Raw genomic sequence first — 13,027 nt, forward strand, 5'->3', positions numbered from 1 at the left:
CACGCGTCGCGAAGCCATACATAATCGCAGCCGATCAGGTAGACGAAAATCGCCAGCCCCGACGATCTCTCGTAGCCCGGAAAAACTGCCGAATTGTGATGTCCCTCATAAGGCAGCACCTGGGTGACGCCTAGCGTCTGCCCGCTACGAGACGGAGCATGGGCATGACCATCTCAAGATTGAGCTTCAAGGCGCTCGCACTCACCCTCGTGGTGGCGTCGCTGGTCGGTGCCACCCTGCTGTTCGCGCGTCCGCAACCCATCGAAAGTACGGTCCTGGGTGCTGATTGGGAATGCACCAAGACCGCATTCGTACTCACGACCTGCGCACCACGGGCGACCCCGGCGGTCGAGACCTCGCGCAAGGATGCAATCCGGCCGACCCGAGGCTGAATTGTAACGGCCGATCGGGATGTGACGCCACGTCGCAGAGCTGATAAAGGCGTCTTGCCCGAGCGACCAGGTAGCCATGTCGAAGCCCGAACCGGGCCTGAAGCCCAAATCCCCTCCGAAGCCCCCATCCGGTGACAGCCGCCGCGGCGCGGTCGCCGGCTTGATCATTGCGCTTCTGATCCTCGGCATCGGCTGGTGGCTTGCCCGTGACCTCACCTCGGCCAGCAAGATGCAGGATTGCCTGATGTCGGGGCGGACCAATTGCAACGTGATCGAACCGGCCCGCTAGAAGCAATCCAGCGCGCCCCTCTGCGGCCCCTTCGGGCCGAAAAATTGCCGTGATCTTAATCATTTGTAACGGGACTTAGCCGATCAAGCAGGTCAGTTATGTCGGCCGGCATCAGCCCGGCGTGAGACGAATCGTCTATTCGCGCCAGGAAACACGGCAATCGAAAGAGTAGGGGGCGAGCACGCATGAGTGCTTCCAAACGCATGAAGATCATCATTCCCTTGGTTTCGGCCATGTCGTTGCTCGCGCTGTCGGCGGCGCAGGCACAGGAAGCCAGGCCGCCGAAGGAGGCCGGCCCGCCGGCCGGACCGGGCGTCGGCGCGCCGCCCCAGAACAATCAGAACATGCGCAAGGGTCCTCCGCCGCAGCAGGCAGCCCGGCCCGCCGGACAACCCCACGCCGCTCCTGGCCCGCACAATGCGGGCGGCCCGCCGCCCGGCCGCCATTACGCCCGCGGGCCCGCACCGGAGCGCGATTGGGGAGGTCACGCCTATCGCGGCAACCGCGCCTGGGAGGGCGGCCGCTGGCGCCACGAGGTCCGCAACGGCCGCTCCGGCTGGTGGTGGGACGTCGGTGGCGTCTGGTATTATTATCCGCAGCGGATGGCCGGACCGCCGGCGTACATCTCTGAGGATTATATCGACGACGTGCCGGTGGCCTATGCCCCGCCGCCTCCGGTCGCGTATGCACCTCCGCCTCCGCCGCCGGCCGATCCTGGTGCAAGTGCGCTGGGCGGCGCCATCGTCGGTGGCGTGCTGGGCGGGCTGCTCTCGGGTAACGCAACGGGGGCTGCGGCAGGCGCGGTTCTCGGCGGGGCGACGGGCGCGATTGCCGGCGCCACGGCCGCCTCGCAACCCGGCTACTATCTGGCTCAGGGCGTTTGCTACTACCGCTATCCGAACGGTCAGTACGTGCAGGCCGATCCCCGCGCCTGCTACTGAGTTTTTCAAGCCGGATTTGAAGCGGAGAGGCGGGCTTAGGCCCGCTTCTTTCGTTTGGCGCCCGCGCTGCCTTCAAATTGGCGCTGGCGCTCGGTATCGCGTCACGCAAGTCTCAAAAGAAAAACGTCGGACGATTCGCGGGGAGGTGGACATGCTGGATGCCATCCAGATCAGCGTGGCGTTGTGGGCCATGATCGTTTGCGGCGGGATCAAGCTCTCGCAGGTGCTGCATTACCTGTTCTAGCGCTCGATCGGCATCGCGACCGTTGCTCGAGGCAGACTGATCGCTGCGCGCATCAGGATACGAGCCAGTTGAAGAACGCCATCGCGGCCCAGACCAGGCCGCCGATCCAGGCCAGCATCACGATGGTGATGGTCGCGAGATAGGCGATGCCGAGCAGATCAGACCTTTGTCGGCGCGTCGAGACGACCACCTCGGCTGCTGCTTTGTGTGTCATGACTGGACCATCATGTCCTCGGCACTCGCTCAAGCGCTCGCGCCACGGGAAGCGTTAATCGTCGTTTAACGGAAATGTCGCCCGCCGCTTGTGAGGCAATTCACAGATCGTTCGGAATGAATGTCGGCTGCGGCTTCGCGATGCGCGCATGTATCGAGGCGATCGCGCCGGCTCTCACACCTCGGTGTTACCCCGCAATCATACGGACGAAATTGCCACGCGCTTGTCCAGATCGGCTGGTTATAGGGTCAGTCTCATGTGTAGCCAGTACGATCCACAGCACGAGGCCGAAGCCGCCATGAAGCGGGCCGCAGCGTCGGAAGGCGCTGATCGGCAGCGCCTGATCGAGCTGGCCCTGGCCTGGCACCAGCTTGCCCGCGATCGGCGTGAGGAGCGGACGGACTAGCCGTATTGCGGCAGCCTCATTCACGAGAAAAACCCCGTGCTCGGGGGGACAAGCACGGGGTCCTTCAAAGCCGACCGGGGCTGGCAGGTCGGCACCACTCTATCTCGTCGATCCAACGTGCCGGTTGTGATCTCGTTCCACGACGCGCGGAAATTTATCGCGCCGCTCGCGCGGGGGCTGCGCGCTCAATGCGCCTCGCTCAGATCTCGTAGGAACATTCGATCCGCAGCAACGTTGGCCGGCCATGACCGACCTCGAATTGCGCGCACAGTCCTTCGAGATCGCCTGGCGATATCTCGACCAATCCGGCCTGCTCACCGGCGAGCACAAGGAATCGGCTCGCTTCATCCTAGGCAGGATCGACCGCATGATGTTACGTGGGGAGCGGCGCAGACTGCTGCTGTCAAACGCCGCGATCGATGCCTACCGGCTGCGGCCTATGCTCGTGACGCTCGATGCATGATTGATACCCGGCGGGACGATGCGCCTGGTCGCTTCCGCGCGCCCAGGCCTGAACCGCGAAGGCGAGCTGATGGTGACCGACCGCGGCGCTTGTAAGGGAAGCCTGGACCACTTCAAGGCGCCTTGCGATGCCACTCGGGCTCACATCCACGGCTGCGTCGATCGCCAAGAACGCGATGGCGGTAGCAGCAATTCCGGATGTGATGGCCATTCTTGTCCAATCGGATGGCGGCATCACCATATCCTTCGATGGCTTTCTTGCATGCCCGATAGATAGGGCTATCCAGTCCTCTGGACAGGCCTGCGCACGCTTTCTTGAAGTACGACAGATTTGCGAATACTTGCCATCGAAGTTTTGCCGTCGCAGGGACGTTGCGGGCGATGTGACCTCGGAAGTGCCCTCGAATCGGCGAAACTCGAAGCCGCCCCATCAACAAAGAAGAAAAGAAAAAGCCCCCGAAGGGGCTTGCTGTCTTATGCCGCCTCCGTCTTGGGCACGGCGTCGGCATTCACCGACAGCTTGACGGTGTCGCCCTCGACCGCGCCGACATATTTCATGTCGATATAGTGATGATGGTCCTTGTGACCTTCGGGGCTGTCCTTGCGGGTCAGCTTGATGCGGTTGCCCTCGACGCGGTCGACGGTGCCGACATGCGCGCCGTCCTTGCCGATGATCTTCATGTGCTCTGTGATGTTCGCCATGTTGTCCTCCTTGCGGAGTCTCAACTGCCGAGGTCGATCTTCGTTGCAGGAGCGCTGTTGGACCCAAGGCGGTTTCCGAGCGTTGACATCGGATCGGATCAGCCAAGACGCGCATGGAGAGCATTCAAGCCTATCTCGACAGAAAGCATAGAGAGATCGGGCTGCTGAACGATTGCCTGAGCAGCCCCTTGCATCTGACTCGTCCACGATCGGTCGATGAGGTCGTCAAGGCCAAATTCCAGATCACGGCGGCGCTGCGGGCGGACCATGAGCTGCGGGACTGGAAAGCGACGGAGACGGCATGGTCGGCCAGTGCGCGGCCTGCCAGCGGCCCGTTCGCGTTCGCTTACGACTACCAGCGCGCCGATCTCGCCGTGCAGGGGCCGCCGTTCTACGATCTTGATCGCGCAAGCGCGAGCGAGACGATCTATACGGCCTCCGGCATGGCCGCGATCTCGTCGCTGCTGCTGGCTTCCGGGCATATCATCGGTACTGCCGACATTCTCATGCTGCCGGGCTCGTATGGCGAGACGCTGGAGCTCGTCCGGGATTTTGTCCCGCATCTGCGGCTCCGCGCCTTGAAGCTCCCGCCAGATGATGTGTTCGCGCCGGCGAGTTCGCCTCAAATTCTTTTGCTGGATTCCTGCACCTCTGCCGCGACCTTCGAAGCGGCCCTGCGCTGCGGCGGTTCCGGGCTCGATCTGTTGATTTTCGACACGACGTGCTTTGCCGGCCGCTCGGGCCGCATCCGACGCATCTTGAGATGGGCGCGCCGATACGCAATCCCCGTCGTGATGGTGCGAAGCCACACCAAGCTCGATTCACTCGGCGTGGAATATGGCCGGCTCGGCTCTGCGGTTTTCGTCCGTTGGAGTGAAAAGGATCTTGGTGCGAGCCGCCTCATGTCCGAATGCCTGGCGGTGGAAACCCGGAACGCCGTGCGGCTTCTCGGCGGCGCGGCGTTGCCCGCGCATTTCCCGCCGTTCGTGGGCAGCGCGGCCTATTGGGAGCTCACGCGGAATCGTGTCGCCGCCATCCTGCGCAACGGTCGTCAGATGGCGCGATATTTCGCCTCCGAGCTTCCGGATCTGTCGGTCGAGCTGCATTTCGCCCACGGCCTCTATGTCACGCTCCGCGGCAGACGTGCGCTCGACGAAGCGACCGCACGGCAGGCCGCCGAGCACATGAGCCGTGATCTCAGCGGTCAGGGTTTTCCGATCCGCCATGCCGGCAGCTTCGGCTTCGACTTCGCTGCGACCGAATGGTTTCACGACGCGACCACGAATCGGTACAGCGTCCGGGTCGCCGTCCCGGATCTTCCGACGCAGCTCTGGGATGGCCTGACGGCGGCGATTGCCCGTTGGTGGAGGGAACATCAGGCCGATCCGGGCGACAGATGAGGGGGCTTTGTCGTCCCAAGGCGGGCCAGCCGGCCAACATCTTGACGATGATTTGAAGATTTGAACGTGAGCCGACAAGGCTTGGCGATCCCGGCAGGACTCGAACCTGCAACCCGCGGAGTAGAAATCCGCTACTCTATCCAGTTGAGCTACGGGACCGTCTTGAGCCGCCCCGGTTTGGGGAGCTGGCTGTTCATGTACCATGCCAATATGAAAAATCTGGTGTTTCGCCAAGTCTGAACCGAACCGTTTTCCTCAAAGCGGCGACAAAGCGGAACGGTGGGGTGTCAGGGTGCCGGGTTGAGCGGCAGCGGACTGGACGATGGATCACATCGCCGGGAACGCTGAATAGCTTCCGGGACACGGCCGCCGGTCGACTGGTCTGGTGTGCTGCGCCATCAGGACGGCGTGCGCGGCACTATCTGATCGGTCTCCTCTGGGCTTGCCTTGTCATGGCGAATGCGACGATTTGCAGCTTTGGTTCCATGGCCTTGAGCCCGTCACCTTTCCGCGCATTTCATGCGACAAGCGGCATTCGTCCGCGATTTCCGGGAGTCCATCCATGATCGGTCTTGTTCGCGCCGTCACAATCTGCGCCGCGCTGGCGCTCGGCGTTTCGTCTGCGCTGGCCGCCGACAAAGCCTTCAAACGCGACGATCTCGCCGATTCCGCGATCAAGCTGGAAGCTCAGATCAAGGGCGAGGCGGGGCCGGTCGCCAAGACCAGCGCGACGCTGCGCACCGACGCCGACGCCGCCTTCCGGCGCAACGACTACCGCACCGGCTTGTCGGTGCTCGGCCAGATCGCGGCGACCACGCCGGAGGATGCCGGCAACTGGCTGCGACTCGCCAAGGTCATCTTCCAGATCTCGCCGAAGAGCTCGAGCGAGCAGACGTTCCTCTTGGAGCGCGCCTCGACCGCCGCCTACATCGCTTACCAGCGCGCCGGCAATCCGGGCGAGGAGGCCGACGCGCTCGCCGTGCTCGGCAAGTCGCTGGCCGAACGGAAATTGTGGCGGCCGGCACTGGATGCGATGCGGCTGTCGCTGGACATGCGCGAGGTCGCCGATGTGCGCGGCCAATATGAGAAGATGCGCGACGAGCACGGTTTCCGGCTGCTCGATTATACCGTAGACTCGGACTCGGCGAGCCCGCGTGCCTGCTTCCAATTCTCGGAAGAGCTTGCCAAGCGCACCGACTTCGCGCCGTTCCTGGCGCTGGCGGGGCAGGACAAGCCGGCGCTGTCGGCCGAAGGCAAGCAGCTCTGCGTCGACGGGCTGAAGCACGGCGAGCGCTACAACGTCAACCTGCGCGCCGGCCTGCCGTCGACCGTGAAGGAGGGCCTGCCGAAATCGGCCGAGTTCAATATCTATGTGCGCGACCGCAAGCCCTTCGTGCGCTTCACCAGCCGCGCCTATGTGCTGCCGAGGACCGGCCAGCGTGGCATTCCCGTGGTCAGCGTCAACACGCCCGCGGTCAGCATCAACGTGTTCAGGATCGGCGACCGCAACCTGATCAACACGGTGGTCGACAGCGATTTCCAGAAGACGCTGTCGAAATACCAGCTCTCCGATCTCGGCGACGAGCGCGGCGTCAAGGTCTGGTCCGGCGAGCTCGCGACCGCGATGACGCTGAACCAGGACGTCACCACGGCATTCCCGGTCGACCAGGCGCTGGGCGAGCTCCAGCCCGGTGTGTACGTCATGACCGCTGCGGCCAAGGGGCCGGGCTCCGACGACGACTACCAGCTTGCGACGCAATGGTTCATCGTCTCCGACCTCGGAGTAGCGGCCTATTCCGGCAATGACGGCATCCACGTCTTCGTCAACTCGCTGGCGTCGACCGATCCGGTCGGCAAGGCCGAGGTGCGGCTGGTTGCCCGCAACAACGAGATTTTGGCCAGCCGCAAGACCGACGAGTCCGGCCACGTGCTGTTCGAGGCCGGCCTTGCGCGCGGCGAGGGCGGGCTGTCGCCGGCGATGCTCACCGTCACCGGCGAGAAGGCCGACTATGCCTTCCTCAGCCTCAAGTCCTCCGCATTTGACCTGTCCGACCGCGGCGTTTCGGGCCGCGCGGTGCCTGTAGGCGCCGACGCCTTCGTCTATGCCGAGCGCGGCGTCTACCGTTCCAGCGAGACCGTCTTTCTCACCGCGCTGTTGCGCGACGGGCAGGGCAATGCCGTCACCGGCGGGCCGCTGACGCTGGTAATCGAGCGTCCCGACGGCGTCGAATTTCGCCGCGCCATGATGTCCGACCAGGGCGCCGGCGGCCGCACGCTGGCAGTGCCGCTCAACTCGGCCGTTCCGACCGGAACGTGGCGGGTGCGCGCCTTCACCGACCCGAAGGGCTCGTCGGTCGGCGAGACCACCTTCATGGTCGAGGATTACGTCCCTGACAGGATCGAATTCGACCTGTCCGCCAAGGACAAGCTGATCAGAGCTAATGCTCCAGTGGAGCTGAAGGCGGACGGTCATTTCCTCTATGGCGCGCCGGCCTCGGGCCTCCAACTCGAAGGCGACATGCTGGTAGCGCCTGCGAGCGAACGTCCGGGCTTTGCCGGCTACCAGTTCGGCGTCGACGACGAGGAGACCACCTCGAACGAGCGCACGCCGCTCGAGAACCTGCCCGAGGCCGACGCCAACGGCGCTGCGACCTTCCCGGTCACGCTGGACAAGCAGCCGGCCTCGACCCGTCCGCAGGAGGCGCAGATCTTTGTCCGCATGGTCGAGACCGGCGGCCGCGCCGTCGAGCGCAAGCTCGTGCTGCCGATCGCACCCACGACCGCCATGATCGGCATCAGGCCGCTGTTCGGCGACAAGAACGTCGCCGAAGGCGACAAGGCCGAGTTCGACGTCCTGTTCGTCTCGCCCGAGGGCAAGCAGCTCGCCCGCGACGGTCTGCGTTACGAGCTGCTGAAGATGGAGTCGCGCTACCAGTGGTATCGCCAGAACAATTACTGGGAGTACGAGCCGGTCAAGTCGACCTCGCGCGTTGCTGACGGCGATGTCGCTGTTACCGCCGACAAGCCGTCGCGGATTTCGCTCAGCCCTCAGCCCGGCCGCTATCGTCTCGATGTAAAGTCGAACGACGCGGACGGCCCGGTGACCTCGGTGCAGTTCGACGTCGGCTGGTACTCCGACGGCAGCGCCGACACGCCGGATCTCCTGGAGACGTCCATCGACAAGCCGCAATACGCCTCCGGCGACACCATGACGGTGTCCGTCAATGTGCGCAGCGCCGGCAAGCTGACCATCAACGTGCTCGGCGACCGCCTGCTGACGACGCAGACCATCGACGTCAAGGAAGGCACCGCACAGGTGAAGCTGCCAATCGGCAAGGACTGGGGCACCGGCGCTTACGTCGTGGCGACGCTGCGCCGTCCGCTCGATGCGGCCGCACAGCGCATGCCGGGCCGGGCGATCGGCCTGAAATGGTTCGGCATCGACAAGCAGACCCGCACGCTGCAGGTGAAGCTGACGCCACCGGCGCTGATCCGTCCGAATTCGGCGCTGAAAATCCCGGTCAAGCTCGACGGGCTCAATCCGGGCGAGGACGCCAAGGTCGTGGTCGCCGCGGTCGATGTCGGCATCCTCAACCTCACCAATTACAAGCCGCCGGCGCCGGACGACTACTATCTCGGCCAGCGCCGCCTGACCGCCGAGATCCGCGATCTCTACGGGCAGCTCATCGACGGCATGTCGGGCACGCGCGGCCAGATCAAGTCCGGCGGGGACGCCGGTGCGGGCGAGCTCCAGGGCTCGCCGCCCACCCAAAAGCCGCTGGCCCTGTATTCGGGTATCGTCACGGTCGCCGCTGACGGCATGGCCGAAGTGAGCTTCGACATTCCGGAGTTCGCCGGTACCGCGCGCGTGATGGCGGTGGCGTGGACCGCCACGAAGCTCGGCCGCGCCAACACGGATGTCGTGATCCGTGATCCCGTGGTGCTGACGACGACGCTGCCGCGCTTCCTGCTCAACGGCGACCGCGGCACGGTCAATCTCGAGATCGACAATGTCGAAGGCCAGGCCGGCGACTACGTCATCAATGTAAGGACGGGCGGCCCGGTGAAGATGACCGGCAATCCCGCGACCACCGTGAAGCTCGCCGCCAAGCAGCGCAACTCGTTCTCGCTCGCGATCGACGCGACGGCGGCGGGGCAGGCGACACTCGACGTCGACATCAAGGGGCCGAACGGCTTGACGCTGGCGCGCCACTACGCGCTCGACGTCAAGGCGGCGACGCAGGTGCTGGCGCGGCGCTCGATCAGGACGCTGGCCAAGGGCGAGAGCCTGACGCTGACCCCGGACATGTTCTCCGACCTCGTGCCTGGTACCGGCAGCGTCTCGGTCTCGGCGAGCCTGTCGACCGCACTCGATGCGGCGACGATCCTCAAGGCGCTCGACCGCTATCCCTATGGCTGCTCGGAGCAGATCACGAGCCGTGCCATGCCGCTGCTCTATGTCAACGACCTCGCAGCCGGCGCGCATCTCGCCATGGACACCGAGGTCGACCAGCGCATCCGCGACGCGATCGAGCGGCTCCTGGCGCGCCAGGGCTCCAACGGCTCGTTCGGCCTATGGTCGGCGGGCGGCGACGATGCCTGGCTGGACGCCTACGTCACGGACTTTCTGACCCGCGCGCGCGAGAAGGGTTTTGCCGTGCCGGACGTGCTGTTCAAGAACGCGCTCGACCGCATCCGCAACTCGGTCGTCAATGCCAACGAACCCGAGAAGGACGGTGGGCGCGATCTCGCCTACGGCCTCTACGTGCTCGCGCGCAACGGCGCTGCACCCATCGGCGATCTCCGCTATCTCGCCGACACCAAGCTTGCCAACCTCGCAACGCCGATCGCGAAGTCGCAGCTTGCGGCGGCGCTGGCGCTGGTCGGCGATCGCAACCGCGCCGAGCGGGTCTATGGTGCCGCGCTCGACAGCCTCGCGCCAAAACCCGTGCTGGAGTTCGGCCGCACCGATTACGGTTCGCAGCTTCGCGATGCCGCAGCACTGGTGTCGCTTGCCAGCGAAGGCAACGCGCCGAAGGCGACGCTGACGCAGGCAGTGTCGCGGGTCGAGACTGCGCGCGGGCTCACGCCCTACACCTCCACGCAGGAGAATGCGTGGCTGGTGCTGGCGGCGCGGGCGCTCGCCAAGGAGAATCTCTCCGTGGAAGTGGATGGCCAGCCGGTCAAGACCGCGCTGTACCGCAGCTACAAGGCCGCGACGCTGGAGGGCAAGCCGCTGAAGATCACCAACACCGGCGATGCGCCGGTGCAGGCGGTGGTCTCGGTGTCGGGCTCGCCGGTGACGCCGGAGCCGGCCGCGTCGAACGGCTTCAAGATCGAGCGCAACTACTTCACGCTCGACGGCAAGCCGGCCGACATCAGCAAGGTTAAGCAGAACCAGCGCTTTGCGGTGGTGCTGAAGATCACCGAGGCGAAGCCGGAGTACGGCCACATCATGGTGTCCGACTATCTTCCTGCCGGTCTCGAGATCGACAACCCAAAACTGGTCTCGTCCGGCGATAGTGGTACGCTGGACTGGATCGAGGACGGCGAGGAGCCCGAGGATACCGAGTTCCGCGACGACCGCTTCACCGCGGCCGTCGACAGGGCCTCGGATTCCAAATCGGTGTTCACCGTCGCTTATGTCGTGCGCGCGGTCTCGCCCGGCAAATACGTGCTGCCGCAGGCCTATGTCGAGGACATGTACAATCCCTCGCGCTACGGCCGCACCGGGACGGGCACTGTCGAGGTGCGGGCGGCGAAGTGAGTGTTTGGAATGACTGACGCTCCGAATGGCCCACAATCACCGTCGTCATGCCCGGGCTTGTCCCGGGTATCCACGGACTGTGGCGCCGTAGGCAAGAACGTGGATGGCCGGGACGAGCCCGGCCATGACGGCGCACGGGGCTGGGGCTTTCGTATCCTTTCAGCGTCCGCTCTCACATTCATCTTCGCCATCATCGGCTTCGTCGGATGGGTCTACTCCCTCGGCCCGCTGCCGCTCGACGAGGCGCGGCAGGTCTCCACCACAATCGTCGATCGCAACGGTAAGCTGCTGCGCGCCTATGCCATGGCCGACGGTCGCTGGCGGCTGCCGGTCGATGCCAGGACGAATGTGGATCCGACCTATCTGAAGCTGCTGCTGGCCTATGAGGACCAGCGCTTCTACGCCCATGACGGCATCGACCCGCTGGCGCTGGGACGCGCCGCGTTGCAGCTCACAACGCGCGGCCACATCGTGTCGGGCGGCTCGACCATCACCATGCAGCTTGCGCGATTGATGGAGCCGCGGCGGCAGCGCTCGCTCTATGCCAAGCTGCGGCAGATGGTGCGGGCCATCGAGATCGAGCGAACCCTGAGCAAGGAGCAGATCCTCGACCTCTATCTCGCGCTCGCGCCTTACGGCGGCAATCTCGAAGGCATCCGTGCCGCCTCCATCGCCTATCTCGGCAAGGAGCCGAAGCGGCTGTCGCTGGCCGAGGCCGCGCTGCTGGTGGCTCTGCCGCAATCGCCAGAGACGCGCCGGCTCGATCGCCATCCCGAAGCAGCACGCATCGCCCGCGACCGCGTGCTCGACCGCATGGTCTCCGAGCATCAGGTCAGCCTTGAGGATGCAAAGCAGGCCAAGGCCGTTCCCATTCCAAAGCTGCGCAAGCCGATGCCGATCCTGGCGCCGCATGCCTCCGACACCGCGCTTTCGACCGTAAAGGACACGCCGGTCATCAAGCTGACGCTGGATGCGAACCTGCAGAAGGTGCTGGAGCCGCTGGCCCGTGATCGCGCCATTGCGCTCGGGCCGAACATCTCGGTCGGCATCATCGTGGTCGACAATGAGAGCGGCGACGTGCTCGCCCGCGTCGGCTCGGCCGATTATTTCGACGAGAGCCGGGCAGGGCAGGTCGACATGACCCGCGCCGTGCGCTCGCCGGGCTCGACGCTGAAGCCCTTCATCTACGGGCTCGCCTTCGAGGACGGCTTCGTGCATCCCGAGAGCCTGATCGACGACCGGCCGGTCCGGTTCGGCTCCTACGCGCCGGAAAATTTCGACATGACGTTCCAGGGCACGGTGCCGGTGAGGAAGGCGCTGCAATTGTCGCTGAACGTGCCGGCGATCGTGCTGCTCGATCGGGTCGGCTCCAGTCGGCTGGCCTCGCGGCTGCGGCAGGCTGGCGGCAATCTCGTGCTGCCCAAGGACGAGGCGCCGGGGCTCGCCATGGGTCTCGGCGGCGTCGGCGTGACGCTCCAGGACCTCACCCAGCTCTATACGGGTTTCGCCCGGCTCGGCACCACCAAGCCGCTTCGCGAGGTCATGGCTGACAGGGATGACCGCGAGCCGATGCGCCTGCTGGATCAGGTCGCCGCCTGGCAGGTCGGCAACGTGCTCCTGGGCACGCCGCCCCCGGAGAACGCCGCCCATAACCGCATCGCCTTCAAGACCGGCACTTCCTACGGCTACCGCGACGCATGGTCGGTCGGCTTCGACGGCCGCATGACCATCGGCGTCTGGGTCGGCCGACCCGACGGTGCCCCGGTTCCCGGCCTGATCGGGCGCGTTGCTGCCGCGCCGATCCTGTTCGATGCCTTCGCCCGGACCGGCAAGACGCTGGCTCCGTTGCCGAAGCCGCCCAAGGGAACCCTGGTGGCGAGCAACACCAAGCTGCCGTTGCCGCTGAGGCGGTTCCGTCCCGTCGGGGAATTGGTGCGCACCGGGGGCGAGCAGGCGCTGCACATCCAGTTTCCGCTCAACGGTTCGCGGATCGACGTCGATCGATCGGGTGGCCGGGAGAGCGCCGCCATGCCGGTCAAGGTCGCCGGCGGCGTGCTGCCCATGACCGTCATGGTTAACGGCACCGCGCTCGCCGAGATCGACGGACGCCGCCAGCGGCTGATCGATCCGCCCGGTCCGGGCTTTGCTCGGCTTACCGTGATCGATGCCACGGGCGCCGCGGACACAGTTGTCATTCGAATTCAATGAGC

At 65.2% G+C, this 13,027-nt stretch carries 10 protein-coding genes and 1 tRNA gene; 8 read left to right on the forward strand and 3 right to left on the reverse strand.

Annotation, left to right across the window (positions count from 1 at the left end; translation table 11 throughout):
- Positions 1-164: 164 nt before the first annotated feature.
- From NLM27_RS13145 to NLM27_RS13155, 3 genes are all read left to right on the forward strand, one after another.
- Positions 165-392, forward strand: a complete 228-nt coding sequence (locus tag NLM27_RS13145) for a hypothetical protein (RefSeq protein ID WP_254143694.1) — start codon at positions 165-167, stop codon at positions 390-392.
- A 76-nt stretch (positions 393-468) separates the two neighbouring features.
- Positions 469-681 carry a hypothetical protein gene (locus NLM27_RS13150; protein WP_254143695.1) on the forward strand — a complete coding sequence of 71 codons (213 nt, stop codon included), beginning with the start codon at positions 469-471 and terminating at the stop codon, positions 679-681.
- Positions 682-866: 185 nt separating this feature from the next.
- Complete coding sequence (locus NLM27_RS13155; protein WP_254143696.1) at positions 867-1,622, forward strand: hypothetical protein; 756 nt, start codon at positions 867-869, stop codon at positions 1,620-1,622.
- Between the two features lie 296 nt (positions 1,623-1,918).
- Here the strand turns inward: NLM27_RS13155 and NLM27_RS13160 are convergent, their stop codons facing one another.
- On the reverse strand, positions 1,919-2,080 hold the full coding sequence (locus tag NLM27_RS13160; RefSeq protein ID WP_254143697.1) for a hypothetical protein: 162 nt from the start codon (positions 2,078-2,080) through the stop codon (positions 1,919-1,921).
- A gap of 256 nt (positions 2,081-2,336) precedes the next feature.
- Between NLM27_RS13160 and NLM27_RS13165 the strand changes: the two genes are divergently transcribed.
- Positions 2,337-2,486: a hypothetical protein gene (locus NLM27_RS13165; RefSeq protein WP_254143698.1), complete on the forward strand. Its 150-nt coding sequence runs from the start codon at positions 2,337-2,339 to the stop codon at positions 2,484-2,486.
- A gap of 244 nt (positions 2,487-2,730) precedes the next feature.
- Entirely contained in the window at positions 2,731-2,949 is a 219-nt protein-coding gene (locus NLM27_RS13170; protein ID WP_254143699.1) for a hypothetical protein, read from the forward strand.
- 473 nt (positions 2,950-3,422) lie between these two features.
- Here NLM27_RS13170 and NLM27_RS13175 read toward each other — a convergent pair whose 3' ends face one another.
- The gene (locus NLM27_RS13175) at positions 3,423-3,650 is read right to left on the reverse strand and encodes a DUF2171 domain-containing protein (protein WP_254143700.1); all 228 of its coding nucleotides are present in this window, start codon (positions 3,648-3,650) and stop codon (positions 3,423-3,425) included.
- 113 nt (positions 3,651-3,763) lie between these two features.
- On the opposite strand from NLM27_RS13175, the gene NLM27_RS13180 reads away from it, so the two are divergent.
- The gene (locus tag NLM27_RS13180; RefSeq protein WP_254143701.1) at positions 3,764-5,050 is read left to right on the forward strand and encodes a hypothetical protein; all 1,287 of its coding nucleotides are present in this window, start codon (positions 3,764-3,766) and stop codon (positions 5,048-5,050) included.
- Positions 5,051-5,132: 82 nt separating this feature from the next.
- Here the strand turns inward: NLM27_RS13180 and NLM27_RS13185 are convergent.
- Positions 5,133-5,209 (reverse strand) — tRNA-Arg (locus NLM27_RS13185).
- A gap of 403 nt (positions 5,210-5,612) precedes the next feature.
- Here NLM27_RS13185 and NLM27_RS13190 point away from each other — a divergent pair.
- Positions 5,613-10,817, forward strand: a complete 5,205-nt coding sequence (locus NLM27_RS13190; protein WP_254143702.1) for an alpha-2-macroglobulin — start codon at positions 5,613-5,615, stop codon at positions 10,815-10,817.
- A gap of 99 nt (positions 10,818-10,916) precedes the next feature.
- Complete coding sequence (pbpC, locus tag NLM27_RS13195) at positions 10,917-13,025, forward strand: penicillin-binding protein 1C (RefSeq protein ID WP_254143703.1); 2,109 nt, start codon at positions 10,917-10,919, stop codon at positions 13,023-13,025.
- Positions 13,026-13,027 lie beyond the last annotated feature (2 nt).

This window comes from Bradyrhizobium sp. CCGB12, from assembly GCF_024199845.1.
In the GTDB taxonomy this organism is placed as follows: Bacteria; Pseudomonadota; Alphaproteobacteria; order Rhizobiales; family Xanthobacteraceae; genus Bradyrhizobium.